The sequence below is a fragment of the Pseudomonas sp. CCC3.1 genome (assembly GCF_034347405.1).
Classification (GTDB): Bacteria; Pseudomonadota; Gammaproteobacteria; order Pseudomonadales; family Pseudomonadaceae; genus Aquipseudomonas.
The window spans coordinates 1026009-1052310 of the sequence record NZ_CP133778.1 but is presented as its reverse complement, the minus strand read 5'-3'; the positions used below and the strand labels follow the sequence as shown (position 1 = coordinate 1052310).

Annotated in this window: 26 protein-coding genes; 13 read left to right on the top strand and 13 right to left on the bottom strand. The window is 57.7% G+C overall.

Annotated elements, in window-relative coordinates; all coding sequences use genetic code 11:
- The first annotated feature begins 67 nt into the window (after window positions 1-67).
- On the top strand, window positions 68-3019 hold the full coding sequence (locus RHM56_RS04825) for an HD domain-containing phosphohydrolase (RefSeq protein WP_322239107.1): 2952 nt from the start codon (window positions 68-70) through the stop codon (window positions 3017-3019).
- 15 nt (window positions 3020-3034) lie between these two features.
- Here the strand turns inward: RHM56_RS04825 and RHM56_RS04820 are convergent, their stop codons facing one another.
- Window positions 3035-3517, bottom strand: coding sequence for a GAF domain-containing protein (locus tag RHM56_RS04820; RefSeq protein WP_322239104.1), 483 nt, complete (start codon window positions 3515-3517; stop codon window positions 3035-3037).
- Window positions 3510-4403: an ATP-binding protein gene (locus RHM56_RS04815; RefSeq protein WP_322239102.1), complete on the bottom strand. Its 894-nt coding sequence runs from the start codon at window positions 4401-4403 to the stop codon at window positions 3510-3512. The genes RHM56_RS04820 and RHM56_RS04815 overlap by 8 nt, the downstream gene beginning before the upstream one ends.
- 176 nt (window positions 4404-4579) lie before the next feature.
- Between RHM56_RS04815 and RHM56_RS04810 the strand changes: the two genes are divergently transcribed.
- A complete protein-coding gene (locus tag RHM56_RS04810; protein ID WP_322239100.1) occupies window positions 4580-6898 on the top strand; it encodes a response regulator in 2319 nt (772 codons plus the stop codon).
- A 77-nt stretch (window positions 6899-6975) separates the two neighbouring features.
- Here the strand turns inward: RHM56_RS04810 and RHM56_RS04805 are convergent, their stop codons facing one another.
- Both RHM56_RS04805 and msrB read right to left on the bottom strand, forming a co-directional pair.
- Window positions 6976-7458, bottom strand: a complete 483-nt coding sequence (locus RHM56_RS04805) for a glutathione peroxidase (RefSeq protein ID WP_322239098.1) — start codon at window positions 7456-7458, stop codon at window positions 6976-6978.
- Between the two features lie 23 nt (window positions 7459-7481).
- Window positions 7482-7877, bottom strand: coding sequence for a peptide-methionine (R)-S-oxide reductase MsrB (gene msrB, locus RHM56_RS04800; RefSeq protein ID WP_322239096.1), 396 nt, complete (start codon window positions 7875-7877; stop codon window positions 7482-7484).
- Between the two features lie 212 nt (window positions 7878-8089).
- Between msrB and RHM56_RS04795 the strand changes: the two genes are divergently transcribed.
- Both RHM56_RS04795 and htpX read left to right on the top strand, forming a co-directional pair.
- Window positions 8090-9301 (top strand): pyridoxal phosphate-dependent aminotransferase, encoded by a 1212-nt coding sequence (locus RHM56_RS04795; RefSeq protein ID WP_019409295.1) that lies wholly within the window; start codon window positions 8090-8092, stop codon window positions 9299-9301.
- A 303-nt stretch (window positions 9302-9604) separates the two neighbouring features.
- Window positions 9605-10492: a protease HtpX gene (gene htpX / locus RHM56_RS04790; RefSeq protein WP_322239094.1), complete on the top strand. Its 888-nt coding sequence runs from the start codon at window positions 9605-9607 to the stop codon at window positions 10490-10492.
- Between the two features lie 224 nt (window positions 10493-10716).
- On the opposite strand, the gene RHM56_RS04785 is transcribed toward htpX, so the two are convergent.
- On the bottom strand, window positions 10717-11382 hold the full coding sequence (locus tag RHM56_RS04785) for a thiopurine S-methyltransferase (RefSeq protein ID WP_322239092.1): 666 nt from the start codon (window positions 11380-11382) through the stop codon (window positions 10717-10719).
- 101 nt (window positions 11383-11483) lie between these two features.
- Between RHM56_RS04785 and RHM56_RS04780 the strand changes: the two genes are divergently transcribed.
- Window positions 11484-12251, top strand: coding sequence for a class III extradiol ring-cleavage dioxygenase (locus tag RHM56_RS04780; protein ID WP_322239090.1), 768 nt, complete (start codon window positions 11484-11486; stop codon window positions 12249-12251).
- 141 nt (window positions 12252-12392) lie between these two features.
- Here RHM56_RS04780 and RHM56_RS04775 read toward each other — a convergent pair whose 3' ends face one another.
- Entirely contained in the window at window positions 12393-14066 is a 1674-nt protein-coding gene (locus RHM56_RS04775) for a DEAD/DEAH box helicase (protein WP_019409291.1), read from the bottom strand.
- 370 nt (window positions 14067-14436) lie between these two features.
- Complete coding sequence (locus RHM56_RS04770) at window positions 14437-15192, bottom strand: spermidine synthase (RefSeq protein ID WP_322239087.1); 756 nt, start codon at window positions 15190-15192, stop codon at window positions 14437-14439.
- Window positions 15193-15352: 160 nt separating this feature from the next.
- Here RHM56_RS04770 and RHM56_RS04765 point away from each other — a divergent pair, with 160 nt between their 5' ends.
- Window positions 15353-16699: a class II 3-deoxy-7-phosphoheptulonate synthase gene (locus tag RHM56_RS04765; RefSeq protein ID WP_322239085.1), complete on the top strand. Its 1347-nt coding sequence runs from the start codon at window positions 15353-15355 to the stop codon at window positions 16697-16699.
- A gap of 104 nt (window positions 16700-16803) precedes the next feature.
- Here RHM56_RS04765 and RHM56_RS04760 read toward each other — a convergent pair whose 3' ends face one another.
- A complete protein-coding gene (locus RHM56_RS04760) occupies window positions 16804-16983 on the bottom strand; it encodes a DUF1127 domain-containing protein (protein ID WP_322239083.1) in 180 nt (59 codons plus the stop codon).
- Window positions 16984-17079: 96 nt separating this feature from the next.
- On the opposite strand from RHM56_RS04760, the gene RHM56_RS04755 reads away from it, so the two are divergent.
- Window positions 17080-17937 carry a LysR substrate-binding domain-containing protein gene (locus tag RHM56_RS04755; protein ID WP_322239080.1) on the top strand — a complete coding sequence of 286 codons (858 nt, stop codon included), beginning with the start codon at window positions 17080-17082 and terminating at the stop codon, window positions 17935-17937.
- Here the strand turns inward: RHM56_RS04755 and RHM56_RS04750 are convergent.
- The 3 genes from RHM56_RS04750 to earP form a co-directional block, all read right to left on the bottom strand.
- Window positions 17927-18679 (bottom strand): sulfite exporter TauE/SafE family protein, encoded by a 753-nt coding sequence (locus RHM56_RS04750; RefSeq protein ID WP_322239078.1) that lies wholly within the window; start codon window positions 18677-18679, stop codon window positions 17927-17929. The two genes, RHM56_RS04755 and RHM56_RS04750, sit on opposite strands and share 11 nt — an antisense overlap.
- 141 nt (window positions 18680-18820) lie before the next feature.
- Window positions 18821-19390, bottom strand: coding sequence for an elongation factor P (locus RHM56_RS04745; RefSeq protein WP_322239076.1), 570 nt, complete (start codon window positions 19388-19390; stop codon window positions 18821-18823).
- 49 nt (window positions 19391-19439) lie between these two features.
- Complete coding sequence (earP, locus tag RHM56_RS04740) at window positions 19440-20573, bottom strand: elongation factor P maturation arginine rhamnosyltransferase EarP (protein ID WP_322239074.1); 1134 nt, start codon at window positions 20571-20573, stop codon at window positions 19440-19442.
- A gap of 125 nt (window positions 20574-20698) precedes the next feature.
- Here earP and RHM56_RS04735 point away from each other — a divergent pair, with 125 nt between their 5' ends.
- Window positions 20699-21181 (top strand): transcription elongation factor GreAB, encoded by a 483-nt coding sequence (locus RHM56_RS04735; RefSeq protein WP_322239072.1) that lies wholly within the window; start codon window positions 20699-20701, stop codon window positions 21179-21181.
- A 96-nt stretch (window positions 21182-21277) separates the two neighbouring features.
- Here the strand turns inward: RHM56_RS04735 and RHM56_RS04730 are convergent, their stop codons facing one another.
- A complete protein-coding gene (locus tag RHM56_RS04730) occupies window positions 21278-21529 on the bottom strand; it encodes a hypothetical protein (protein WP_322239070.1) in 252 nt (83 codons plus the stop codon).
- Between the two features lie 321 nt (window positions 21530-21850).
- Between RHM56_RS04730 and RHM56_RS04725 the strand changes: the two genes are divergently transcribed.
- The 3 genes from RHM56_RS04725 to RHM56_RS04715 all read left to right on the top strand — a co-directional run bounded on the left by RHM56_RS04725 (window position 21851) and on the right by RHM56_RS04715 (window position 23927).
- Window positions 21851-22171 (top strand): DUF883 family protein, encoded by a 321-nt coding sequence (locus RHM56_RS04725; protein WP_322239068.1) that lies wholly within the window; start codon window positions 21851-21853, stop codon window positions 22169-22171.
- 152 nt (window positions 22172-22323) lie between these two features.
- Window positions 22324-23526 carry an MFS transporter gene (locus RHM56_RS04720; RefSeq protein WP_322239066.1) on the top strand — a complete coding sequence of 401 codons (1203 nt, stop codon included), beginning with the start codon at window positions 22324-22326 and terminating at the stop codon, window positions 23524-23526.
- Between the two features lie 104 nt (window positions 23527-23630).
- Window positions 23631-23927, top strand: a complete 297-nt coding sequence (locus tag RHM56_RS04715) for a DUF6388 family protein (RefSeq protein ID WP_322239064.1) — start codon at window positions 23631-23633, stop codon at window positions 23925-23927.
- 69 nt (window positions 23928-23996) lie between these two features.
- On the opposite strand, the gene RHM56_RS04710 is transcribed toward RHM56_RS04715, so the two are convergent.
- A complete protein-coding gene (locus RHM56_RS04710; protein ID WP_322239062.1) occupies window positions 23997-24515 on the bottom strand; it encodes a DUF4142 domain-containing protein in 519 nt (172 codons plus the stop codon).
- A 230-nt stretch (window positions 24516-24745) separates the two neighbouring features.
- Between RHM56_RS04710 and RHM56_RS04705 the strand changes: the two genes are divergently transcribed.
- A complete protein-coding gene (locus tag RHM56_RS04705; RefSeq protein WP_322239060.1) occupies window positions 24746-25267 on the top strand; it encodes a sigma-70 family RNA polymerase sigma factor in 522 nt (173 codons plus the stop codon).
- The gene (locus RHM56_RS04700) at window positions 25264-26226 is read left to right on the top strand and encodes a FecR family protein (protein ID WP_322239058.1); all 963 of its coding nucleotides are present in this window, start codon (window positions 25264-25266) and stop codon (window positions 26224-26226) included. Before RHM56_RS04705 ends, RHM56_RS04700 begins: the two co-directional genes overlap by 4 nt.
- Window positions 26227-26302: the final 76 nt, after the last annotated feature.

Below are 26302 nucleotides of genomic sequence, written 5' to 3'. Positions count from 1 at the left end.
AGGGCAGGTTGGCCACAACTTACTATGCTTACCGGCTTCGGCACCCTGACACTTGCGGAGATATCCCATGCCTTCGAACATGCCCACCAGTAAGCGTCAGTTTCCGCTGCACATACATATCAGCGTGGTGTTCACGTTATTGCTGCTGCTGATGGGCGTCGCACTGGGTGTTTTCAACTATATGCAAAACACCCGCATCATCCTTGGCAGCAGCCAGAAGCTGTTCAGCCAGGTCGAACAGGATGTGCAGTTAGATCTGCTAAACACCTATCAGCCGATTCGAAACACGCTAAATCTGTTGGCACTTCACCCAAACGTGCCGACAGACCGGTTCGAGTCCCGCCTCGAACTGCTGCAACCCTTCGTGCAAGCACTCAATGACACCCCCGCGCTCTCAGCACTGTACCTGGCGGATAACCAGGGCAATTTCTTCCAGGTTCGGCCTTTACGCAATGAAGCCAGCAGAGCGCATCAAAACGCCCCGCCGCAAGCCGCTTATGAAGCCTGGTCCGTTCAACGTTCAGGCCAAACCGAAGGTGCCGTGTCGAAAAAGCTGTTTTTTGATGAGTCGCTGACATTGCTGTCACAGCACAGCAACCCTCATGAAACCTATGACCCGCGTGATCGTAGCTGGTTTATCCCGAGCCACAGCAGCATCAACCAGTCCACCACCAGCCCGTACTTGTTTTTCTCCACTGATGAAATCGGTACAACGCTGTCTAAACGCAGCTCAGCGCACACCATAATTGCCGCAGACCTGACCCTTTCAGAGCTGTCCAGTACGCTCGGCAAACACTTGATTACGCCCAACACACAAATCGTCCTGTTCGATAACGACGGGCAAGCGGTGGCGTACCCGGACGCCAGCAAACTATTAACCGGGGCAGGCTCTACACAACTGGCCAAGGTCACTTCACTCAGTCCGACCCTCAACCTGCTGATCAACCAAGGGGCAGACGCGAACCAGCGTCTTGATGACGGGCAACGCCAGTGGATCGTCTCATTGGCCAAGGTGGAAGATGGCGGCTCCAACGGTTTGCAATTGGCCTTGATGGTGCCTGAGGACGAGTTATTGGCCGATGCTTATCGCCTGCGCTGGGAAGGCACTCTAGTGGCACTGGCGATGTTGCTGTTGTGCTTGCCACTGGGTTGGCTGACCTCCCGATTGCTGGTCAAACCCTTGAAAGGGCTGGTGCAAGAGGCCAACGCGATTCGTCGCTTCGACTTCAATTACCCGATCCAGAAGCAATCACCGGTGCTTGAGATCGACCAACTGGCCGCGTCGATGCAGCGAATGAAAGAAACCCTCGCGAGTTTCTTTGAAATCACCGCCAGCCTCTCGGCACATACCCGGTTTGAGCCCTTGCTGCAGTCGGTACTGGTTGAAATGATCAAGATCGGACAGGCGCAGGCGGGGTTGATCTATCTCACGGAAAACGACAACACCGACCTGGAACTCAAAGGCCTGATCATTGATGGCGAAGCGCAAAATCTGAGCACGCTGGCCCATAGCGTGATCAATCCGCAGGCCGATCAGGCGCCGTCATGGCTGCGCACGCTGAGTGCAGGCCAAGACAGCGTGGTGTGCACGCTCAGCCTTGAGCAGGCAGGTGACTTGCTGCCCGTGATGCAGGCGCTCGACAGTCAAAACATTCACGTGATCGGTATCCGGCTGCACAACCGCCACAGTGAAACCGTTGGCGTGCTCGCGCTGATCCTCAACAACAGCGACGCCAGCAGCGACCAGGAACCGCTGAGTCCAGAACGCATTGCATTTATCAAAGCTGTTTCCGGCGCAGCGGCGGTGTCGATTGAAAGTCAGCGCCTGCAAGAGCGCCAAAAGCAACTGCTGAACGCCTTTATTCAACTGCTGGCCGGGGCCATCGACGCCAAAAGTCCATACACCGGAGGCCACTGTCAGCGGGTTCCCGAGTTGACCTTTATGCTGGCCAAGGCGGCCGAGCAAAGCCAGGACCCGCATTTTGCGCTGTACAACCCCACGGATGAAGAGTGGGAAGCCCTGCACATCGCTGCCTGGCTGCACGACTGCGGCAAAGTCACGACGCCGGAGTACGTAGTCGATAAAGCGACCAAACTTGAAACCATCTACGACCGCATTCACGAAATTCGCACGCGATTTGAGGTGCTCAAGCGCGACGCCTGGGTCAACTACTGGCAAGCGCTCGCCCAAGGTGGCAGCGATCAACCACTGGCTGAGCAGCGTGACGCCCGCCTGGCGGCGCTGGATGACGACTTTGCCTTTGTGGCACGCAGTAATGTCGGCGGCGAAGCCATGGCAGAAGCGGATCTGGAGCGTTTGAAAAACATCGCCGCACAAACCTGGACCCGAACCCTGGATGATCGGTTGGGTGTGTCGTGGGAAGAGAACGCACGTCAGGCCCAGCGCGAAGCCCAAAGCCTTCCAGTCACCGAATCATTGCTGGCGGATAAACCCGAGCATCTGTTCATGCGGGCCGAGTCCGAACAGATCGACAGCGACAATCCCTGGGGTTTCAAGCTGGATGTTCCGCCGTACAAGTTCAATCGCGGCGAGCTGTACAACCTGAGCATCACCCGCGGCACATTGACCTCGGAAGAGCGCTACATCATCAACAACCACATTGTGCAAACTATTTTGATGCTCGACCGCCTGCCCTTCCCCAACTACTTGGGCAACATTGCCGAAATAGCGGGCGGGCATCACGAGCGAATGGATGGCAAGGGTTATCCCAAACGTCTGCGCCGAGAAGACATGAGCCTCGCGGCGCGGATGATGGCGATTGCCGATATTTTCGAAGCCCTGACCGCCTCGGACCGCCCCTACAAGCGGGGCAAGACCTTGAATGAGGCGCTGAGCATCATGGCGGGCATGTGCCACGACGGGCACATTGACCCGTCGCTGTTTGAGCTGTTTATGCGCGAGCAAATCTTTATGCAATACGCCCGACAGTACCTTGAGCCGCAGCAAATCGATACGGTCAACGTCGACGCGCTGCTGGTCAAGGCGGGGGTCGATTGAACCTTTAAGCGGCGCTCAACACTCGCTCAAGCGCAGGAAAATCGCCGCCAGCGCTTCAACCCCCTGCTGGTCCTGCTCGGTGAATCTGCCGATGCTCGGGCTGTCCAGGTCCAGCACGCCGATCAGGCGACCGTCTTTGATCAAGGGCACTACCAACTCACTGTTGGAGGCGCTGTCGCAGGCAATGTGCCCGGGGAATGCGTGCACGTCTTCAACTCGCTGGGTCTGCCGGCTGGCCGCAGCCGCCCCGCACACACCCCGCCCGAAAGGAATTCGCACGCAGGCGATCTGGCCCTGAAACGGCCCCAACACCAATTCCTCGTTGCGATTGAGGTAAAACCCGGCCCAGTTCAAGTCATCAAGCTGGCTGAACAAAAACGCCGAAAACTGCGCCGCGTTGGCAATAAAGTCCCGCTCATCGGCCAGCAACGACTCCAGTTGCGCTTGTAGCAAGGTGTAACCGCCCAGGCCTGCGCCCGTGGCATTTAAATCAATCATTCGTTTGCTCCAACAATTTCAATCCAACCCAGTAGCGCGCGAACTGATACGCACAGCGGCCATTACGATTGCCGCGCCCGGTTGCCCAGCGCACGGCCAAAATATCCAGCGTCTCATCACGTTGCCACTGCAAACCGGCCTTGCTGGCCAGCACGTTGATCCAGTGTTCAACCACGCTCAGGAAGTGCTCCTGAGTAAAGGGGTAAAACGACAACCACAGCCCGAAGCGGTCGGACAAGGCTATCTTGTCTTCAACGGCTTCATTGGGATGAAGTTCGCCGTCGACGTTCTTCCAGTGCTCGTTGTCGCTTTCTTTTTCGGGCACCAGGTGCCGACGGTTCGACGTGGCGTAGAGCAGAACGTTATCGGGCGCTTGCTCCAGCGAGCCATCGAGCACGCTTTTCAGCACCCGGTAATCACTCTCGCCCGCTTCAAAAGACAAGTCATCGCAAAACAGCACAAAACGCTGAGGCAAACCTTGCAGTTGCTCGACCACACGCGGCAGATCCGCCAGGTGGTCACGTTCGATTTCAATCAGCCGCAGACCTGCGCCCGCGTACTCGGCGAGCAATGCACGAATCAGGGAAGACTTGCCGGTGCCACGCGAGCCCCACAGCAAGGCATGGTTAGCGGGCAGGCCGTCGAGAAACTGTTTGGTGTTGCGCCCCAGTTGATCGCGCTGATTATCGACGCCAATCAGGTCAGTCAGGCGCATCTCAAGGCTGACGTCCAACGGCAGCAAATAACCTGTACGACCTTCACGCTGCCACCGGGCGGCCAGACAACTGCCCCACGCTACCGCTTCGCGGGGCGCTGGCAACAAGGGCTCAAGGCGCGCAAGCACTGCTTCGGCCCGCTCCAGGAAAGCACTCAGTTTAGAATCCACATCATCTCCTCAGACTGATACGCAGCTATAAGCGCCTGGACATGACGAACGCTCAGCGCTCGCCCATGCGGTGATTCATGCGGGCTATGTGAAAAAACTGCACGTGTGCCAGCAAGTTACCCCGGACATCGACTATTCTTGCCCGCCGTAAGGGAATGGAAACAGGTGCAGCACCCATGGACATAAAATTCACCCATCGTCTGTCTTTCAAGCAAGCAAGACTGACAGTGTTGGTCGGTTTTGCTCTGGGGACGGTGCTCAGCCTGCTTCAAATCGGCATCGATTATGCCAGTGAAAACGCCGCCATCAATCGAGAAATCCAATCGCTGCTGGACATCAGTCACAATCCGGCCTCGCGTATTGCCTACAACCTCGACTCAGAACTCGCACAAGAACTGGTGATGGGCCTGTTGAGCTCGCCCGCCATCACTGGCGCGCAAATCAGCGACAACGATAAAAATACCCTGGCCTTTGTCCGAGACCCGCCTGAAGGCGGACGCTACCGGGCATTGAGTGACTACCTGTTTGGCGAAACGCGAACCTTCGACGATCGGCTCTACTTCAATCACCTGCCCGAACAAAGCGTGGGCGAATTGCACCTTGAGGTGGACACCTACCCCTTTGGGACTCGATTCCTGCAACGTGCCGAAGTCACGCTGCTGACCGGGTTTGTCCGCAGTTTTCTGCTGACATTCATTCTGCTGGGGCTGTTTTACGTGATGCTGACCCGCCCTTTGGTGCGGGTCATCCGTGAACTCAGCACCAGCAAGCCCGGCGACCCGAACCCGTCACGCATCCACTGCCCGCCGGGTCATGAAGATGACGAAATTGGTGTGCTGGTCAACGCCGCCAATCAGCAGTTTGACGCCGTGACCCGCGAAATAGAGCAACGGCGTGCGGCGGAAAATCGCCTGACCGAATATTTGGCTCAGTTGGAAAACATCGTCTCGGCTCGCACGCAAGAGCTTGAGGCGATCAACACCCGGCTCAGCCAGTCCAACGATGAACTCGAAGCAGCTCGCAGCACTGCCCTGGAGATGGCCCAGGCCCGGGCCGCCTTTCTGGCCAACATGAGCCATGAAATACGCACGCCGCTGAACGGCCTGCTGGGCATGCTCGCACTGTGTCTGGACAGCCCGCTGAATGCCGAACAGCACCAGCAACTGTCGATTGCCCATGACTCGGGCAAGGTATTGGTCGAGTTGCTGAATGACATTCTCGACCTGTCAAAATTCGATGCCGGGCAATTAGAACTGGAACATATCGCCTTCGATCTCGGCACCTTGATTGAGGACACGGCCAAGCTGCTCTCGCAAAATGCCGCCCCGAGCGTAGAACTGACGTGCCTGATCCACCCGAGCTTCCCGGCGCTGGTGCTGGGCGATCCGACTCGCGTGCGCCAGATTGTCAGTAACCTGCTGTCCAACGCCCTGAAATTCACCCGCTTCGGACGCGTCGATGTGCGCCTCAGCGCCCACAACAATCAGGTGCGCATTGAAGTGTGTGACACCGGCATCGGTATCGCACAGGAAGCCCAAGCTCGCATATTCAGGCCTTTCACCCAGGCCGGGGCCGGGATTACGCGTCAGTTTGGTGGCACCGGCCTGGGGCTGGCATTGACCCGCAGCCTGTGTGAAGCCATGCAAGGGCGCCTGACCATCAGCTCGGAGATCGGATTCGGCAGCCAATTCTGTGCCGAGCTGCCCTTGCCCTGCCATACCCCCGCAATCATCCCCAAGCCGCTGTCGGGCCGCGTGGCGGCGGTGACGGCCGCCAGCAGCGGCCTGAGTGAGTTGCTCAACAGCTACCTGCCGCTGTGGGGCCTGGACTATCAACGCTACTCCCTCGACCATTCGTTGGCGGGTGTTGAGGCTCATCTGTTGATTACCGACTGCCCGGACTGTCTGTTTGGACTGCGACCGGCTATCAGTGCCCCTATTTTGCTGGTCACCGCCTACGGCAACTTTATGCCCGGCGATCAAGTCAACGCGCTCGCTCCACTGCTGCAAAAGGCCCGGCCACTGTCGCGGCAGGCGCTTTATCAAACCTTGCAACACTTGCTCCAGAAAGAGGACGAAGAACACCCAGGCGTTCTTGCCAGCAGCGCACCGGTCGAGCACCGGGCGCGCATTCTTCTGGTCGAAGACAACCCGGTCAACCAACTGGTGGCCAAGGGCATGCTCAGCAAATTGGGTTGCGATGTGGTGATCGCGGCCCATGGCGGCGAAGCCCTGAGCCAATTAAAACAGAGCGATTTTGATCTGGTGCTGATGGACTGCAACATGCCGGTGATGGACGGCTACGAGACCAGTCGCCAAATCCGCCAAAGCGGCCGCTGGCCCGACTTGCCCATCGTCGCCTTGACGGCCAACGCCATGCCCGAAGAGCGTGAACGCTGCCGCTCAGCAGGCATGAATGACTACCTGGCCAAACCGTTCCGACGTGAAGAGCTGGCGGCATTGCTCGATAGCTGGGTGCCCAAGAAAGAGGTGTAACCGCTTGTCTTGCGATCCTTTAAAAGGTCAAAAGATCGCGAGGCAAGCTCGCTCCTACAGGGGGAGACACGGCCTATTTATTTGAGCAGCTTCTCAATGTCCGCCTTGAGCGCTTCAGGCTTGGTGGCGGGTGCATAGCGTTTGACCTTGCCGTCGGGGCCGACCAGAAACTTGGTGAAGTTCCATTTAATGCCTTGCGACCCCAGCACCCCGGGCGCACGCTTTTTCAGTTGCACGAACAGCGGATGCGCCTGGCTGCCATTGACTTCAATCTTCTTGAACAGCGGGAAGGTCACGCCAAAGTTCAACTCGCAAAACTCGGAAATGGCCGCTTCATCGCCCGGCTCTTGCTTGCCGAACTGATTGCACGGAAAACCAAGAATCACCAACCCCTGATCCTTGTATTGCTGCCACAGGGCTTCAAGCCCTTTGTACTGCGGGGTGAAGCCACACTTGCTGGCGGTGTTGACCACCAGCACGGCCTTGCCCGCGTAATCCGCCAGAGTCTTTTGCTCGCCGCTGAGGGTGGTACAGGGAATGTCGAACAGGTTTGCGCTCATGACGGTGTTCTCGTTGATAAAGGTTACGGGCGGGGCACCAGCTCCAGGCACACCGAGTTGATGCAGTAGCGCAGCCCGGTCGGCGGCGGACCATCGGGGAAGACATGCCCCAAATGCGCGTCGCACTTGGCGCAGACCACTTCGGTGCGAATCATGCCGTGGCTCACGTCACGGATTTCAACCATCGCATTCTTGCCAATTGGCTGATAAAAGCTCGGCCAGCCGCAGCCCGAATCAAATTTGGCGCTGGAATCAAACAGCGGCTCATTGCAGCAAATGCAGTGATAAACGCCCTCTGTTTTAGTCCCGTTGTACTTACCCGAAAACGGCCGCTCGGTGCCTTTGAGACGGCACACGTTGTACTGCTCCGGATCGAGCATGGCCTTCCATTCGTCCAGGGTTTTGTTCAACTTTTCCATGGTTCTACCTCTGCAACTGAAAAACCCCGACCTGTGGCTTTTCCAGGGGGCGGGTGGCACGTATGATTGCGCCTCGTTATGCGCCAGTCTGGCACCCGCTCTACTTGCATTCAAACGGATTCTTGAAGCAAAGCGGCGTTCGCCAACGCAGAATTTCCCAGTGTCGAGGTACTCACCTTGCCTGGATCGTTCATTTTCGGGATCCCATCGCCATGCAGGTCAGCAAATCAAACAAGCTCGCCAACGTCTGTTATGACATTCGCGGCCCAGTGCTCAAGCACGCCAAACGTCTGGAAGAGGAAGGCCAACGCATCCTCAAGCTGAATATCGGCAACCCGGCGCCCTTTGGTTTTGAAGCGCCGGACGAAATCCTGCAGGACGTGATCCGCAACCTGCCGACCGCGCAAGGTTACAGCGACTCCAAAGGCCTGTTCAGCGCCCGCAAGGCGGTGATGCAGTACTACCAGCAGAAAGAAGTCGAAGGTGTCGGCATCGAAGACATCTATCTGGGCAACGGCGTGTCCGAACTGATCGTGATGTCGCTGCAAGCGTTGCTCAACAATGGTGACGAAGTGCTGGTGCCAGCACCCGACTACCCGTTGTGGACCGCCGCCGTGACCCTGGCCGGCGGCCACCCGGTGCACTACCTGTGTGACGAGCAGGCCAACTGGTGGCCTGATCTGGCCGACATCAAGGCCAAGATAACCCCTAACACCAAAGCCATGGTCATCATCAACCCGAACAACCCAACGGGCGCGGTGTACTCCAAGGAAGTGTTGCTGGGCATGCTCGAACTGGCACGCCAGCACAACCTGGTGGTGTTCTCGGACGAAATCTACGACAAGATTCTGTACGACGACGCCGTGCACATTTGCACCGCCTCCCTGGCCCCCGACGTGCTGTGCCTGACCTTCAACGGTTTGTCCAAGTCGTACCGGGTGGCTGGCTTCCGGTCTGGCTGGATCGCGATCTCCGGCCCCAAGCAAAATGCCCAAAGCTACATTGAAGGCATCGACATGCTGGCCAACATGCGCCTGTGTGCCAACGTGCCCAGCCAGCACGCCATCCAGACCGCGCTGGGCGGCTACCAGAGCATCAACGACCTGGTACTGCCGAACGGCCGCTTGCTGGAACAGCGTAACCGCACCTGGGAATTGCTGAACGACATTCCTGGCGTCAGTTGCGTGAAGCCGATGGGCGCGCTGTATGCCTTCCCACGGATCGACCCAAAAGTGTGCCCGATCCTCAACGACGAAAAATTCGTTCTGGACTTGCTGCTCTCGGAAAAACTGCTGGTGGTCCAGGGCACCGCGTTCAACTGGCCTTGGCCCGACCACTTCCGCGTTGTGACCTTGCCTCGTGTAGACGAGTTGGACATGGCCATCGGACGGATCGGTAATTTTCTGAAAACCTATCGTCAGTAATTTCCGCGCATGCTGTGCGACGAATGAAAAGTCGCACAGCATGTGTCCAATGAAACATTCTTCAGCTGTTTCCTCTTCTGCCCGTCAAAAAAAATTAAAAAACGGCAAAGCCTTTTATTTACTGGCTTCGGACTAAGCTATTGCCTAAAGAAATGGCATATCCATATTAGGAAATGTCAGGCGCAACTCTGGAATCCTCCTGTAGGACACAGTTTGAAATAGTCACTTGGTTGAATAGCCTGAAGCAGCACCTTATATACCCGCATACGGCAACACCCCCTAGACGAGGAGATTCTTACAACCATGATGCGCATTCTGCTGTTTTTGGCCACTAACCTGGCGGTCGTGCTGATTGCCAGCATCACCCTGAGCCTGTTCGGCTTTAACGGGTTCATGGCGGCCAACGGGGTTGATCTGAACCTCAATCAGCTGTTGGTGTTCTGTGCGGTCTTTGGTTTTGCAGGGTCTTTGTTCTCGCTGTTCATCTCTAAATGGATGGCGAAAATGAGCACCAGCACCCAGGTGATCACTCAACCTCGTACCCGCCACGAGCAATGGTTGATGCAAACCGTTGAACAACTGTCCCGTGATGCCGGGATCAAAATGCCTGAAGTGGGGATTTTCCCAGCGTACGAGGCCAATGCTTTTGCCACCGGCTGGAACAAGAACGATGCACTGGTTGCTGTCAGCCAGGGCTTGCTTGAGCGGTTCTCGCCCGATGAAGTGAAGGCCGTACTGGCTCACGAAATCGGCCACGTCGCCAACGGTGACATGGTCACGCTGGCTTTGGTGCAAGGCGTGGTGAACACCTTTGTGATGTTCTTTGCCCGCATCATCGGCAATTTCGTCGACAAGGTCGTGTTCAAAAACGAGGAAGGCCGAGGCATTGCTTACTATGTCGCGACCATCTTCGCGGAACTGGTTCTGGGCTTCCTGGCCAGCGCCATTGTGATGTGGTTCTCGCGCAAACGTGAGTTCCGGGCTGACGAAGCCGGTGCTCATCTGGCCGGTACTGCTGCCATGATCAGCGCTCTGCAACGCCTGCGCTCCGAGCAAGGTCTGCCGGTGCACATGCCGGATACCCTGAGTGCCTTTGGCATCAATGGTGGCTTGAAGCAAGGCCTGGCGCGGATGTTCATGAGCCACCCACCACTGGAAGAACGTATTGATGCACTGCGTCGCCGCGGCTAACCCCACGGCAAGCACAAAAAAGGGCGACCTCTAATGCCAGTCAGTTAACGCATATCCCCTGTGGGAGCGAGCTTGCTCGCGATGGTATCGACGCGGTTTAACCGAAAACCGCATCGCCTGCATCGCTGGCAAGCCAGACTCCCACAGATTCCCCGCTGCATTTAAAACAGCGTTTGCTTAACTGACAGGTATTGACCGGAGTCGCCCTTTTTTGTGCCCGACAATCAGCCGCGGGGTGTTTTGCTCAAGCGATAAGCCCGCTCATACAGGCGCGTCACGCCGCCCTTGAGAAACTTCCACTCCTGGTCAAGCACATCGGCCTCTTCAAGGGCTTCCACTGACCAGGCAGGTGCCAACAGACGCTGAACCTCAGCATCGGGCACTGAAAACGGCGGACCGTTCATCTGTGACTGATCGTAATCAAGGGTAATCAACAGCCCTTTACAGCCTTGCGCAAGGATATGGCTCAGGTGCCGGACATAGGCTTCGCGCATTTCTGGCGGCAAGGCAATGATCGCTGCACGGTCGTACAGCCCTGTGCACTGCGCCACATCTGCGGGGGTCAGCTTAAAGAAATCGCCACACAAGAGCGTGATAGGGCCCGCCTTGTAGGCCGTGAAATCGCCTTGCGGGCGAATCTCGGGCTTCATCTGATGTTCGCGGAAAAACTGTTCCACGGCCGTCTGCGACAGCTCTACACCCAACACTTCATACTCATTGGCCGCCAGCCAGCTCAAATCCAGACTTTTACCGCACAAAGGCACCAGTACCCGACTGCCCTTCTCCAACCCAATCGCAGGCCAATGACGTTGAAGGTAGGCATTGGCCTTGTCCAGGTGAAAGCCAATTTGATTGCGTTCCCAGCGGTCGTGCCAAAATTCGGGCTGCATGATTCACCTTTAAATTCGATAAATAAGTACTAAAACTTATATTGGATTTAGATCAATGATCAGGTTGAAGATGGCGCATCTTAACCTTGAGGACCCACACCATGCTGCCCAGCCTGTATATCTCGCACGGCTCTCCGATGCTAGCACTAGAACCCGGCGAAAGCGGCCCGGCACTGCAGCGACTGGCCGCTGAGTTGCCCCGCCCCAAAGCCATCGTCGTTGTCTCGGCCCACTGGGAAAGCAACGACCTGCGGGTCACTAGCCATCCGGCACCTGAAACCTGGCACGACTTTGGTGGTTTCCCGCCTGCGCTGTTTGCCGTGCAGTACCCCGCTCCCGGCGATCCCGCACTGGCGGCCCGCATCGTGCAACTGCTGACAGAGCACGGCATGCCCGCACAATTGGATGCCGAACGCCCTTTTGACCATGGCACCTGGGTGCCGCTGTCGCTGATGTACCCGGCAGCCGACATTCCTGTGGTACAGGTTTCGCTGCCCAGCCGACTGGGACCGATGGCGCAAACAAAAGTGGGCCAAGCATTGGCATCTCTGCGCGGCGAAGGCATCTTGCTGATCGGTTCAGGCAGCATCACGCACAACCTGCGCGAGCTGAAGTGGGGGGCCAAACCTGAAAGCAGCGAGCCTTGGGCCCTGGCATTTCGTGACTGGATGATCGAAAAACTCGCCGCAGAAGACGGAGCAGCCTTGCACCAGTACCGCGATCAGGCGCCGTTTGCAGCCAAAAATCATCCAAGCGATGAACACCTGTTGCCGCTGTACTTCGCCCGTGGCGCGGGCGGGCATTTCAGCATCGCTCACCAAGGCTGGACCCTGGGTGCGTTGGGCATGGACATTTATCGGTTTGGTTAAAACGCGACTGCAATCTTTAAAATCAAAAGATCGCGAGGCAAGCTCGCTCCTACAGGTTGCGCGTTCGCTTAAGATCGCAGGCAAAAAAAATCCCCGAACCAGTCGGGGATTTTTTTAGCGATCAATCACAGTAAACGGTGATTAATCTTCGCGGTAGCGACGCAGCTTCAACTGCTTGCCAGCAACACGTGTGTCTTTCAACTTGGCCAACAGTTTTTCCAGGCCATCTTCCGGCAGTTCTACCAGGCTGAAGCTATCACGCACTTGGATGCGACCGATTGCTTCACGTGCCAGGCCACCCTCGTTGAGGATAGCGCCCAGCAGGTTCTTGGCAGCGATACCATCACGCGCACCCAGCGCGGTACGGCAACGAGCACGGCCTTCAGCCAATGGAACCGGAGCACGACGCTCACGATCACCACGATCTGGACGGTCGCCAGTACGCTCGGACGAACGCTCACGCGGTGCGCTGTTAGGCACCAGTGGACGCTCGCGCTCGATAGCTGCCAAGGTCAGAGCCTGACCGTTGGTGGCTTTGCGCAACAGAGCAGCGGCCAGAGCACGCGGGCTGCAACCGATATCGGCGGTCAGGCGGTCCAGCAGGTCGCCGTGGGTCGATTCAGCATCAGCAACCAGTGGCGCCAGGCTGTTGGTCAGTTTCTTGATGCGAGCATCGAGCACTGCCTGAGCATCCGGCAGGCGGACCTCAGCAACCTTTTGACCGGTTACACGCTCGATCACTTGCAGCATGCGGCGCTCACGAGGAGTCACCAGCAACAGTGCACGACCTTCGCGACCGGCACGGCCAGTACGGCCGATACGGTGAACGTAGGACTCTGGATCGTAAGGCATGTCAACGTTGAACACGTGAGTGATACGCGGAACGTCAAGACCACGAGCGGCTACGTCGGTCGCTACAACGATGTCCAGACGGCCATCTTTGAGGGAGTCGATAACGCGCTCACGCTGGTTCTGAGCAATGTCACCGTTCAGCGCAGCAGCTTTATAGCCTTTGGCTTCCAGGGCACTGGCCAGGTCCAGGGTCGCTTGCTTGGTGCGCACGAACATGATCAGGGCGTCGAAGTCTTCAACTTCCAGCAGGCTCAATACAGCCGAGGTCTTCTGGTCAGCGTGAACCAACAGGTGAGCCTGTTCGATCGCGGTAACGGTCTGAGTCTTGGTCTGGATTTTTACGTGTTGCGGATCGCGCAGATGGCGCTCAGCAATGGCACGGATCGACTGCGGCAAGGTAGCCGAGAACAATACGGTCTGACGAGTAGCAGGCAAAGCCTTGAAGATCACTTCAAGGTCATCCATGAAGCCCAGCTTGAGCATTTCGTCAGCTTCGTCGAGAACCAGGTGGTTCACGGTCGCCAGTACTTTTTCGTCGCGACGCAGGTGGTCGCACAGACGGCCCGGAGTGGCGACAACAATTTGTGCGCCATTACGGATTGCTTTCAGTTGTGGGCCCATGGGCGCGCCGCCGTAAACGGCCACAACGGTAACGCCCGGCATTTGCTTGGCGTAGGTTTCGAAAGCGGTTGCTACTTGCAGCGCCAACTCACGGGTTGGCGCCAGGATCAGGGCTTGCGGCTCGCGCTTAGCAGGATCGATGCGATGCAGGATAGGCAGGGCAAATGCGGCGGTTTTACCCGTACCGGTTTGCGCCTGACCAATCATGTCGTGACCGGCCATAATGATCGGGATCGATTGCTGCTGAATAGCCGAAGGTTCTTCGTAGCCAGTCGCGATGACGGCTGCAAGAATGTTCGGATTAAGATTAAAAGCGGCGAAGCCGCCGGTTTCCTGGGTCATGGGTCTGCCTCTAAGTGCATCCGCAAAGACCCATGCTCCAAAGCTGCGCATGCCGTGTAAGACTCAAGAGTCGCCCTGGCTGCTTTGTCGGCGGGGATTTGCGAAAACGTTAAATGAATGGAGCGTTCAGGGTAGTCCGCGAAACGGACGAGCAGCCGAAGCGTGCTTCGGGAAATGCAACACCTAAACGTGGCCCGGCTAAAGGCCGGCGCGCACTATACCGGATTTATCAAAAAAAAGAAGCGCTTTTTTAGTGCGCAATCGTCTGTATGCCTCTGTAGACCGGGCTTTAGCGATATTTTGGGCGCTGCAAAATGGTTTCGCGCCCGGCCACTCTGGGGCAATCGCTAAAACGATTAAGCCCAGCACCTCAAGTCGCAGGACGAATCGCTTTGATCAACGACTCCAGCGAATAACCCAAACGGGGAGCCAACGCCTGTGCACGCGCGGTCAATGCCTCCATGTCCAAGGTCTGATCCAGGTCGCCGGGCACCAGCAGGATCACATTGCCCTCTTTGACCGGCAGCTCCCAATAGTGGCGATGGTACAAGCCACGCAACAAAGCGGCACCCAGCGGCTTGCCGTCATCGGTGGCCCACTGGTTAATCACCAGCCAGCCGTTGGCCGAGAGCTTTTTCTGGCAGTTTTCGAGGAAGGTCCAGGCCAAGTGACCGGCGGCTGGCCCCAGGTCGTTATAAAGGTCGACGAAAATCAGGTCCGCCGGTTCCGCGCTGGGCAGCAACTCCACGGCATCGCCAATACGGATGTACAGCCGCGGGTCATCGTCCAGCCCCAGGTATTCAATGGCCAGACGCGGCACATCGGGGCGCAGTTCAATGGCTTCGACGTCATCAAGCGCCAAGAACTTCAGGCAGGCCTGGGTCAGGGTTCCGGCGCCAAGCCCAAGGAACAAGGCACTTTCAGGCGCCTCATGGCACAGCGCACCAATCAGCATGGCGCGGGTGTAGTCGTACTCCAGCCAGCTGGGATCAGCCGTGAACACGCAGCTTTGCTCAATCGCATCGCCAAATTCGAGGAAGCGGTAGTCTTCCACTTCCAACACTCGAATCATGCCGAAGTCATCATGGACTTCAGCGAGCAGGCGCTCAACGCGCTCCTCAGACATTGCCTCTCCTTGCCGCGCCCCGGCACACACCGGACAACGCGCTAAAAACAACCACTCGGTGTCGAGCGCAAAGGCGCAATTGTCGGCCATTGCAGCGCAACAGGTCACGTACTAATTGCTGATACCATGCGCCACCCCCTTTCCAACACTAGAGTCTGCGATGAGCCAACCCTGGAGCCCTGACAGCTGGCGCGCCCTGCCGATCCAGCAACAACCCCGCTACCCTGACGCGGCGCATTTGCTGCGCGTTGAACAAAGCCTGGCGAGCTATCCGCCACTGGTATTTGCCGGCGAAGCCCGCGAGCTGCGCCGTCAATTTGCCGAGGTCACTCAAGGGCGGGCGTTTCTGTTACAGGGCGGTGATTGCGCTGAAAGCTTTGCTGAGTTTTCAGCGGCCAAGATTCGCGACACCTTCAAGGTGTTGCTGCAAATGGCCATCGTCATGACGTTTGCGGCGGGCTGCCCAGTGGTCAAGGTGGGGCGCATGGCGGGCCAGTTTGCCAAGCCGCGCTCGGCCAATGATGAAACGATCAACGGCGTCACGCTGCCGGCTTATCGTGGCGACATTGTGAATGGCATCGGTTTCGATGAAAAAAGCCGCGTGCCGGACCCCGAGCGCTTGTTGCAGTCTTACCATCAGTCCACAGCGACCCTGAACCTGCTGCGCGCCTTTGCCCAGGGCGGCTTTGCCGACTTGCATCAGGTGCACAAATGGAACCTGGACTTCATCGCCAACTCGGCGCTGGCTGAAAAATACAGCCAATTGGCCGACCGCATCGACGAAACCCTGGCCTTTATGCGCGCCTGCGGCATGGACAGCTCGCCGCAACTGCGCGAAACCAGCTTCTTTACCGCCCACGAAGCCTTGCTGCTGAACTACGAAGAAGCGTTCGTACGCCGCGACAGCCTGACCAACGATTACTACGACTGCTCGGCGCACATGCTGTGGATTGGTGACCGCACCCGCCAACTGGACGGTGCCCACGTCGAGTTCCTGCGCGGGGTGAACAACCCGATCGGAGTCAAGGTCGGCCCGACCATGAACACCGACGAACTGCTCCGCCTGATCGACATCCTCAACCCCGACAACGACCCGGGCCGCCTCAACCTGATCGTACGCATGGGCGCCAACAAGGTGGGCGACCATTTGCCGCAACTGATCCGCGCGGTTGAGGGCGAAGGTAAAAAGGTGCTGTGGAGCAGCGACCCCATGCACGCCAACACCATCAAGGCCAGCAGCGGCTACAAGACCCGCGACTTCGCGCAAATCCTGGGCGAGGTGAAGCAGTTCTTCCAGGTGCACGAAGCCGAAGGCAGCTACGCGGGCGGGATCCATATCGAAATGACCGGGCAAAATGTCACCGAGTGCATTGGCGGTGCCAACCCGATTACCGAGGACGGCCTATCAGACCGCTACCACACCCACTGTGACCCCCGCATGAACGCCGATCAGTCACTGGAACTGGCATTTTTGATTGCCGAGACGCTGAAGCAGGTAAAACGCTAAAACCCGTGGGAACGGGCTTGCTCGCGATTCAGGCGCCTCGGTATTTCAGCTAGACCGAGGTGATGCCATCGCGAGCAAACCCGCTTCCACGCAAGCGAGATCGCTCACTTCTTGAACGGGTCATCCCAAAATGCGCGATGGCTTTCGGTTTCAATGTCCGCCCTGCTGAGGCCCAGGTCCTTGAGCGCCGCATCGCTGATTCGCCGCAAATTCGCACGCTCTTGCGACAGTTGATACCAACGCGCAATACGCGCCCACCACTGCACGCCTCTTAGACCTTTCATCACGTGATACCTCCTTGGGGATGGCTCAAGTCTCGGCCCAGGCATAAGATCAATCCAACGAATGTTTCTTATGTGATACATCTGCGAGATTGATCAATGGCCGAGTTTCCCAGTATCGATACCGACCTGCTGCGCACCTTTGCCGCGATTGCTGATCACGGTGGTTTTACCCGCGCCGCCGAAGTCGTCAATCGCACGCAGTCGGCGGTCAGCATGCAGATGAAGCGGCTGGAGGAGGACGTGCTGCAATGCGCACTGTTCAAGCGCGAAGGCCGCAATGTCAGCCTCACCCCCGAAGGCGTGCTGCTGCTCGGTTACGCGCGGCGCATTCTCAAACTGCACAGTGAGGTATTCAGCACGCTGCGCAAGCCGCAGATGGTCGGCACGGTCAGAATCGGCTCGCCGGATGATTACGTGATGCGATTTTTGCCCGGCGTGCTGATGCGCTTTGCTCAGGATTACCCGCTGATCGATGTTGAGGTGCATTGCGAGCCCTCCGCCCAACTGCTGCAACGCAACGATCTGGACCTGACGATCGTGACCCGTCAGCCGGGCAACGAAATGGGCCAGTTGCTGCGCCACGAACGTTTCGTGTGGATGGTGGCTCAAGGCTTCTCACCCCACGAACAAACGCCCCTGCCACTGGCCATGTTCAACACCGACTGCTTTTGCCGAACCTGGGCCTGCAATGCACTGGATATTCAGCAGCGCGAATACCGGGTGGCTTACACCAGTGCCAGCTTGGCGGCGATCAATGCCGTGGTCAGTACCGGGCTGGCTGTGACCGCCCAACTGGAAAGCCTGCTGACCCCGGATTTACGCATTATTGGCGAAGCCGAGAACCTGCCCGCGTTGCCTTCGGCCAGCATTGTGCTGATGCGCAAACACAGCGGCGCGGCCTCGCCGATCATTGAGTGCTTTGCCGAGTACATCGTTGAGGGCTTTAAGCTTTGACCGCCAGCAACGCCGCACACAGCAGCAGAAAACAGCAGTACAAGCCACGCAGCAAACGCTCAGGCATGGCATAGGCCACCTTCACGCCCCAACTGATACTCAACAAGCCACCCACGGCCATCGGCAGCCCCATCAGCCAGTTGACCTCGCCGTGCGCGGCATAGGTCAGCAAGGTGACCGTGGTGCTCGGCGCCGCCAGCGCCAGAGACAGGCCTTGAGCCACGACCTGGCTGGTTCCGAACACACTGGTCAGCACTGGCGCGGCGACCACGGCCCCGCCGACACCGAACAGCCCGCCCGTGGTGCCTGCCAACACACCCAGCGCGCCATACGAGGGCCAGCCAAAGCGCGAGCCGTTAACCGGCTGCCGGACTGAGCCATACAGTTTGAACAGGTTGTAAAGGGTGATGGCCAGCAAAAAGCCAATAAAGCCCCAGCGAATAAGGCCCGCATCCACGCCGACTGCCAGCATTGCGCCGAGCCAGGCAAAACAAAAGCTCATCAACACCAGCGGCAATGCCTGACGCAGTTCGATTTTGTTGCGCTGATGGTAGCGATACAACGCGAGATACACGTTGGGCACAGACATCACCAAGGCAGTGCCTTGCGCCATTTGCTGATCGAGACCAAACCACATCCCCAGCACCGGGATCGCGATCAAAGCCCCACCAATCCCGAACAGCCCACCCAACGCGCCTAAAACGACGCCCAACGCCCCGTACATCGCAAAATCAATCAGCATTACCAACCCCCAGTCAGAGTGGCCATGCTAACCAGTCAATCCTGCGCGGCAAAGCTTAAAACCGCAGCGGGGGCATGTTTTCACAGCCCAAAAAAAACCCGACGTTCAAGTCGGGTTTTTTATCGTGCGGTAACGCCAGAGTTACTTGGCGCGGCCCTTGTAGGAGCCACCTTCACGGGTGTCGATCTCGATCATGTCGCCGATTTCGATAAAGTCAGCAACGCTCAGCTCGGTACCGTTTTTCAGTTTGGCAGGCTTCATCACCTTGCCCGAAGTGTCACCGCGAGCGGAACCTTCGGTGTAGTCAACCTGACGCACGATAGTGGTCGGCAGCTCTACGGAAACCAGACGCTCTTCAAAGAAGACCGCTTCGCAAACGTCGGTCATGCCTTCTTCGATGAATGGCAGAACAGCTTCGATGTCTTCAGCGTTCAGCTCGTACATGGTGTAGTCAGTGGTATCCATGAACGTGTAGGTGTCGCCGCTGATGAAGGACAGGGTCGCTTCTTTGCGATCCAGGATCACGTCTTCCAGCTTGTCGTCTGCGCTGTATACGATTTCAGTCTTGTAGCCAGTCAGCAGGTTCTTCAGCTTGGTCTTCATGATTGCGCTGTTACGACCGGACTTGGTGAATTCAGCTTTCTGAACCAACCAAGGGTCGTTTTCGAGCTTGATGACTGTACCGGGTTTAAGCTCTTTACCAGTTTTCATTACGAATATCCGAATTTGGATTGAGATTTACAAAAATCTAGGCCGCGTATCATATCCAATTTCTATAAAACAGTACCAGCGCTTGCGCAAGATCAGCCTGCAATGACTGTTCCAGACACCATTGTTCGGCGTGATCGCTGATCTCTTGCCAGTGTTCCTGCACATCATTCCAACGTTGAGCCATGTCGGAACCGGCATTCCAGGCGTGCCACAACCCGGTGAACGCGTGCGCGGCGGCGGGCGAGAGGCCTTTTACATACAACGCCAAAAAGGCATTGAGCTTGACCCAATGCGCGTCTTCTTCCTGTTCATAGATGTGCCACAGCAGCGGACGCCCCGCCCATTGCGCCCGCACGAACGAGTCTTCGCCGCGCACTGCATTGAAATCACAGCTCCACAACAGGCGGTCGTAATCTTGTTGCCGGACGAATGGTAGCGCCTGAACGGTCAATGACCCACGCTGTTCAACCTGCCCGAGCGCCAGTTCATCAATGTCCAGCCAGCGCAGCAGATCGCCCATGATCCGGCCCTGCGGGACCAACAGGTGGGTAGGCGTGTTGCCCGTTGCCATGGCATCCAGCCAACTGGCCAGCCCGCTGTTCTCATAGGCAAACAGAGAGATCAGCCGCGCATTGTCTGCCGCAAAAACCCCCAACCCCTGCAAGAACGTCTGCCGGGCTTGTGCGTCTTGCTCAAAGGCCCGGCGCCGCACCAGCAAGTCAGCCTCGCGCAACAGGCCACCAGTCCCGGCGTCAAAACCCGGAAAAAAGAACATCCGCTTCAAGCCATCCGGCCGCAGGGAGGGCAAGCCATGGCAGCCGCTGACCCAGTCTTCAGCACTCAAATACTCAAGGTTTATCCACAGCGCCGGTTTTTCCCGCGCCTTCATGGCCTGCCGGTAACTGTCCGGCAAGGTGCAGGCGAAGGCTTCGATCACTACATCAGCGACCTCCACCGGCTGCCAGTCCTTGGGCCACACGCGCACCTCTACGCCCTGCTGCCATTGCTGAGCAGCGCTGGCATCGGCCTCGGGACAGAGCGGCACAAACGCCTGCACGTCATCGACCCACAACCGAACATGCACCTGATGCTCAGCCACCAACTGGCGGGCCAAACGCCAGGTCACACCAATGTCGCCGTAGTTATCGACCACACTGCAAAAAATATCCCAGGAGGCTTTCATTCCGGGCTCCAACATTCAAAGGGCTGATTGTCCGTATAAATCAACGCGTACAGAAGGCTTAAGGCGGATTAATCTGCCGAAGAGTCGTGCGACAATCGCCGCTCGCCTCTATCAAGCCCCCACCTATGAACAAGACCGCCGTGTACCAGCAGATGCTGGAAAAACTCGCCATCGACCTCGACGTGCTCCAGCGTGCCGCGCAAACCGCTTATGAAGCCGCGACCCACGAAGAGAACATCGCCGAGAACAAGTACGACACCCTTGGGCTTGAAGCATCTTATTTGGCAACCGGACAGGCACGCCGGGTTGAAGAAATTCGTCAGGCGCTGAAAAACTGCCAGGCCATGACCCTTGCGCCGTTTAACCCGGCGCAAGGCATTCAGGTCGGGGCATTGGTGCGGCTTGAAGCCGAGAATGGCAGCGAGCAGTGGTTATTTCTGGCCCCGGAAGCCGCCGGGCTCAAGCTTGAGCATGAAGGCAACACCGTGACCGTCATCACCCCGCGTGCACCGTTGGGCGCAGCGTTGCTCGGTAAGCAGATGGAGGATGAGGTGCAGATCAGTGTGGGTGGCGCAGTGCAGGGGTTTATGGTTTGCGAGGTTGACTAAAAGCTGCGCACGGCCACCTGTAGGAGCGAGCTTGCCTTGCGATCTTTTGGTCGTGTAAAAGATCGCGAGGCAAGCTCGCTCCTACAGGTTTGGGGATTACTTGGCCGCCATCAAGCGGTTCACTTCACTGCGCACCATGTTGGCGTATTCCGGCGGGGACATCGCGTCCAGCTCCGAACGCACCCACTCCGACCATTTGCCCTTGCGCTTGGCGCGCTCCCCGAACAGGCGCGCCGCGTCTGCTTTGGCTTTGCCCAAGTTACTCTGCCAAAGCTCGTACAAACGAGACTTTTCATCTTCAAGCGCAGCCCGCTCAGCGAGTGACTTATTGGCGAGGTTGAAGCTCATGAGATTTTCCTGCGGCGTAAATTAGGCGACATCTTACACCTTCAAAAGAAGTGTCTCAGTCTGGATTTTAACTACGCTCACACCTCAGCTTCACAATGCGTTTAAAAACAGATGCAACTTTTTAGCATTGGGTTGACTCCATTAGGGTCTGTACGAAATGTTTTCGAGCGAAGGTTAGGCAAGGCGAAAACAGGCTAGGAAGCGGAGTTTACGGGTTGTAAATGAGCATTCCGAGCCTGTTTTCAACGCCGCATAACCGAGCGCAGATACATTTCGTACAGAGCCTAGTGATCACCCTATTCACCTGCAAGGAGTACCGCAATGGCTCGAAAAAGTGCCGTACAAGCCGCTGAAGATCAAATCAAGGATCAAGCGTTCAGCGAGCTTCAAGAACTGATTGCCGAATCTGACAAGCTGCTTAAAGACAGCGCGTCTCTGCTGGGCGAAGAAGGCGAGACCCTGCGTGCGCAGGTCGGTTTGAAACTCAAGCAAGCGTTGGACTCTGTGAGCAACGTGCGCGAGCGCAGCAAACCCGTGGTCGATGCGACCGAAAACTATATCGGTGGGCACCCGTGGCAAACCGTGGCCATCTCGGCCGGTTTCGGCCTGGTGGTCGGCCTGCTGCTGGGACGTCGCAACTGATTCAGTGGCAACGCCCACACACCAAGCCCTCTCGCGATTAAGGCGAGGGGGCTTTGTGGTTTAAAAATCAAAATCTTTGACATATTCAGTGACATTACACTCAAGCATTCCGGATACTTCACCGTATTCCCCCTATGCCAACGAGACAGTCAATGTCCGAGTCCACTGTTGCTACAAAACCCTTGAGCACTGCCCTGATACTGCTGATGGCGATTGCCACCGGCCTTGCTGTCGCCAGTAATTACTACGCACAACCTTTGCTGCACACCATCGCCAAAGAGCTGGGCTTGACTATGGAAAGTGCCGGCACGGTGGTGATCACCGCTCAACTGAGCTACGGCGCCGGGCTGTTATTGCTAGTGCCGCTGGGCGACCTGTTTGAACAACGCCGCCTGATCGTCACCATGACCGTGCTCAGTGCCTTGGGCCTGTTGTTGAGCGCTTTCGCCCCGTCACTGACCTGGCTGTTGATCGGTACCGCAGTCACCGGGATGTTTTCGGTGTCGGCCCAGGTACTGGTGCCAATGGCCGCCAGCCTGACCGACCCGCAAAGCCGCGGTCGCGTGGTCGGCACGCTGATGAGTGGCCTGCTGCTGGGTATTTTGCTGGCCCGTACCGTGGCCGGAGCGCTGTCATCGGCCGGTGACTGGCGGGCCATTTACCTGCTGGCAGCGGCCCTGATGCTGATCAGCGCCATTTCCCTGTTCTGCGCCCTGCCCAACCATCACCACAGCGCTGGCCTGAGCTACCCCAAGCTGCTGGGCTCGGTGTTCAAGCTGTTTGTCGAAGAACCGGTGCTGCGCCTGCGCTCATTGCTGGGCCTGCTGACCTTCTCGCTGTTTGCCCTGTTCTGGACGCCGCTGGCGTTTTTGCTGGCCGTACCGCCTTACAACTATTCCGACGGCGTGATTGGCCTGTTTGGCCTCGCAGGTGCGGTGGGTGCAGTGGCCGCCAACTGGGCCGGGCGCATGGCCGACCGCGGCCGTGGACAAATGGCGACGACCGTCGGTCTGCTGGTTCTGCTGGCCTGCTGGCTGCCCATGGCGTTTGCTGGCCATTCATTGATCGCGCTGATTATCGGCGTGCTGGCCCTCGATTTTGCCGTGCAACTGGTGCACGTGAGCAATCAGAACGCCGTGTTCCAGGTCCGCCCTGCGGCGCGCAACCGCTTGAATGCTGGCTATATCACCTGCTATTTCATTGGCGGGGCGCTGGGTTCCTTGATCGGTGCACAGACCTATCCGGCTTATGGCTGGAGCGGCATCGTAATCGTCGGCGCCGTGATCGCAACCCTGGCGCTGGCCATCTGGGGCTATGTGCTGCAACGCGAAAGCACGCTGCAAACCGTCGGTTAACGGGCCATGTAGCGCTTTTCATCACCTAGCGAACTCGCTAGCATGCGAAAAACGCCCTGAAGACGGTCTGCCGCGCAGACCGTCCTAATCATCCGAGACGCCATATGATCCCTAAAGAATCCCGTAACGAACTGGCCCTGGATACCTTCATCAAGGCGCACCCAGAACTGCTCGAAGAAATGAAAGAGCTGAGCGCCGAAGACCGCCAGCAACAAATTTTGTGGGCCTTTGAAGACGAGGCCGAAAGCCGCGGTCTTGAAGCCTGGGAGTTGGCACTGGAACTGATTGCGCGCTCACCTGAGGAACTCAAGGTCATGCGCCTCGAAGTCCATCAGGAAGTGGCCGAAGCCCTGGACATGAGCTGGGAAGAGTACTGCGGGTTTAACGACATTGCCGTCTGAGCCCCGACGATCCAAAAGCGATGCACGGCCAGCCCGCCGTTCGTCGCTTGCCCCACGCCTCAGAGTGAATCAAGACTCGCTATAGGTGCGTTCCAGCGACTTTGCCACCGTCAGATTGTTTTCCAATTTCGGCAAGTACTTCTCTACAAAAGCCTTCAGCTCAGGCGAATCACTGTTGTCGGCCTCCTGCTTATAAAGCGCGATGGCAACCTCCTGAGCGCTCACTTGGCTGGCGATATAAGCAGCATCAAAATCATCGCCTTCTGGCACTTGAAGCATTAACGTCTTCGCCTTGCTGGCTATTTGGTCATCGCTCGACATCGGCAGGTCATGCTTTTTCACGATCTCCTTAAGGTCCCGATTCGCGTCCGTATAGTCCTTGATGATCTCCACCGCAAAACTGTTGATGCCCGTCGACGAGGTTTGGCTGATCGCCATTCGGCTGGTTTCAATCTGAGCAATCGCAGCGGCGGATGCCTCGTCAACAAAATGAGCCGGATTGGCAGCGACAGCATTGCCCGCCACAGCCAAGGCGCAGGCCAAAGCACAGCCTGCGACGAAGCGTTTGGGGCCCATCAGGTTTTTCATAACGTCCTCCAGAAAAGGCAGGTTTATTCCCTGCACAGAATCTGAAGGCCTGTGGCCGCAAAGGTTTAGATAAAAGCCGTATTTCTGACCAGCGGTTTCAAGCGTCGCGCACTTCACGCCCGCGCCCTGCTCCAGAGCATCACTTATGCATTCAGGTCATAACGTGGGGGCATTGTCAGAAGGTTCGCGATGATACTAATATAGAATCATTCCCATTTAAGCTGCCGACCATGAAACCTTCCACCCCCAGCGACACTGACAGTCTCGACGCGCTGTACAAGGGCTATCACGGGTGGTTACTGGTGTGGCTGCGTCGGCGTTTGGGCTGCCCGCACAACGCGGCCGACATGGCGCAAGAAACCTTTATCCGTTTGCTGACAACAGGGGCGTATGTCACCCCGCGCGAGCCGCGTGCGTTTTTGGCCACCGTGGCACGTCGATTGATGGTCGATCGCGGACGTCGGCAAAGGCTTGAGCAGGCCTATCGCGAAGAGCTGGCCCGGCATGTCGAGCACCTTGAACAGGCGCCCTCCCCCGAGCAAATACTCGCGGCGGTGCAAGCGCTGGAACATATCGCCCGCGCACTGGACAGCATGCTGCCGCGCGCGCGCCAGGCGTTTGTGCTGCGCCACCTCGAAGGCCTGAGCCACGCTCAGATCGCCGAGCGCCTGAACGTGTCGACCAAAACCGTGCAGAACTATCTGGTGCAAGCCCTGCTGCACTGCCATGCCGCAACCGAAGAGCCGCTGTGAGTCGCGCGCCCTCCCTCAAAGTCATGCGCCAGGCGGCGGTATGGCTGGTTCGTCTGGACGACCAGCCCAGCGACGCTGATCAGCGTGCATTCAGTGAATGGCTGGCCCTTGCGCCGGAACACGCCAATGCGATTGAGCGCCTGCAAGGCAGCCTCGCGCCGTTACGCAAGTTGCCACGCGCCCCGGCCCGAGCGGCGTTGGCCACATTGACGCACAAGACTTCTGGCGGGCGCGCGCTCAAAGCCTTGGCGCTGGCTGCGTTGGTCGTGGTGCCCGGCGCGCTGGCACTGCAACAGTTTCCGCCCGCTTACCTGATGGCTGACATTCGTACCGGCACCGGAGAATGGCGCGAGCAGCAACTGGCGGACGGCACATGGCTGCGCCTGGACGCACGCTCAGCCGTTGACCTGAATTTCGATGCGCAAAGCCGTACGTTGCATTTGATCAGCGGCGAAATCCTGCTGGACGTGGCCAAGGACGCCAATCGCCCGTTTAGGGTTATCACCGACCAAGGCAGCGTTCGCGCACTGGGAACACGTTTTGTGGTCGAGCGTCTGGACGGGGCCACGCGCCTGGCAATGATCGAGTCGAGCACCGAAGTCAAAAATGCCGAGCAGCAGCGCACGGTCCATGCCGGTCAGCAAGTGCGTTTCGATCACTCAGGCATTTACCCCCAAGCCGCCGTCGACGGGGCCGAGATTGAACAGGCGTGGACCCGGCACCAGCTCATCGTCAAAGATCAGCCGCTGTCGGAAGTCCTCGATCAATTGAACCGTTACCACAGCGGTTACTTGATGTTTGACCGAACCGAACTGGCCAAGATCAAGGTCACGGCGGTACTGCCCGCCGATGACAGCGCACGCGCTTTGCGTCTGCTGGCTCGCAGCCTGCCGATCCAGATTGCAACGTTTACCCCGTGGATGACCCGCGTCTCACTGGATTCAAACCCACCCAAATAAAAATTATTGTCGGCTGCTTCCAGTTCTCATTTCCCGACCGTCCTTGTAGTAGCCAAATCCACTAGAGAGTCGGGAA

What these genes read in the sequence shown, in the direction of transcription:
- RHM56_RS04820 (WP_322239104.1), bottom strand. Translation starts at nt 3,517, where the DNA reads ATGATTGATTTAAATGCCACGGGCGCAGGCCTGGGCGGTTACACCTTG.
- RHM56_RS04780 (WP_322239090.1), top strand. Translation starts at nt 11,484, where the DNA reads ATGCTGCCCAGCCTGTATATCTCGCACGGCTCTCCGATGCTAGCACTA.
- RHM56_RS04760 (WP_322239083.1), bottom strand. Translation starts at nt 16,983, where the DNA reads ATGAAAGGTCTAAGAGGCGTGCAGTGGTGGGCGCGTATTGCGCGTTGG.
- RHM56_RS04720 (WP_322239066.1), top strand. Translation starts at nt 22,324, where the DNA reads ATGTCCGAGTCCACTGTTGCTACAAAACCCTTGAGCACTGCCCTGATA.
- RHM56_RS04810 (WP_322239100.1), top strand. Translation starts at nt 4,580, where the DNA reads ATGGACATAAAATTCACCCATCGTCTGTCTTTCAAGCAAGCAAGACTG.
- msrB (WP_322239096.1), bottom strand. Translation starts at nt 7,877, where the DNA reads ATGGAAAAGTTGAACAAAACCCTGGACGAATGGAAGGCCATGCTCGAT.
- RHM56_RS04705 (WP_322239060.1), top strand. Translation starts at nt 24,746, where the DNA reads ATGAAACCTTCCACCCCCAGCGACACTGACAGTCTCGACGCGCTGTAC.
- earP (WP_322239074.1), bottom strand. Translation starts at nt 20,573, where the DNA reads ATGAAAGCCTCCTGGGATATTTTTTGCAGTGTGGTCGATAACTACGGC.
- RHM56_RS04775 (WP_019409291.1), bottom strand. Translation starts at nt 14,066, where the DNA reads ATGACCCAGGAAACCGGCGGCTTCGCCGCTTTTAATCTTAATCCGAAC.
- RHM56_RS04725 (WP_322239068.1), top strand. Translation starts at nt 21,851, where the DNA reads ATGGCTCGAAAAAGTGCCGTACAAGCCGCTGAAGATCAAATCAAGGAT.
- RHM56_RS04770 (WP_322239087.1), bottom strand. Translation starts at nt 15,192, where the DNA reads ATGTCTGAGGAGCGCGTTGAGCGCCTGCTCGCTGAAGTCCATGATGAC.
- RHM56_RS04710 (WP_322239062.1), bottom strand. Translation starts at nt 24,515, where the DNA reads ATGAAAAACCTGATGGGCCCCAAACGCTTCGTCGCAGGCTGTGCTTTG.
- htpX (WP_322239094.1), top strand. Translation starts at nt 9,605, where the DNA reads ATGATGCGCATTCTGCTGTTTTTGGCCACTAACCTGGCGGTCGTGCTG.
- RHM56_RS04715 (WP_322239064.1), top strand. Translation starts at nt 23,631, where the DNA reads ATGATCCCTAAAGAATCCCGTAACGAACTGGCCCTGGATACCTTCATC.
- RHM56_RS04805 (WP_322239098.1), bottom strand. Translation starts at nt 7,458, where the DNA reads ATGAGCGCAAACCTGTTCGACATTCCCTGTACCACCCTCAGCGGCGAG.
- RHM56_RS04765 (WP_322239085.1), top strand. Translation starts at nt 15,353, where the DNA reads ATGAGCCAACCCTGGAGCCCTGACAGCTGGCGCGCCCTGCCGATCCAG.
- RHM56_RS04750 (WP_322239078.1), bottom strand. Translation starts at nt 18,679, where the DNA reads ATGCTGATTGATTTTGCGATGTACGGGGCGTTGGGCGTCGTTTTAGGC.
- RHM56_RS04785 (WP_322239092.1), bottom strand. Translation starts at nt 11,382, where the DNA reads ATGCAGCCCGAATTTTGGCACGACCGCTGGGAACGCAATCAAATTGGC.
- RHM56_RS04745 (WP_322239076.1), bottom strand. Translation starts at nt 19,390, where the DNA reads ATGAAAACTGGTAAAGAGCTTAAACCCGGTACAGTCATCAAGCTCGAA.
- RHM56_RS04730 (WP_322239070.1), bottom strand. Translation starts at nt 21,529, where the DNA reads ATGAGCTTCAACCTCGCCAATAAGTCACTCGCTGAGCGGGCTGCGCTT.
- RHM56_RS04825 (WP_322239107.1), top strand. Translation starts at nt 68, where the DNA reads ATGCCTTCGAACATGCCCACCAGTAAGCGTCAGTTTCCGCTGCACATA.
- RHM56_RS04755 (WP_322239080.1), top strand. Translation starts at nt 17,080, where the DNA reads ATGGCCGAGTTTCCCAGTATCGATACCGACCTGCTGCGCACCTTTGCC.
- RHM56_RS04795 (WP_019409295.1), top strand. Translation starts at nt 8,090, where the DNA reads ATGCAGGTCAGCAAATCAAACAAGCTCGCCAACGTCTGTTATGACATT.
- RHM56_RS04735 (WP_322239072.1), top strand. Translation starts at nt 20,699, where the DNA reads ATGAACAAGACCGCCGTGTACCAGCAGATGCTGGAAAAACTCGCCATC.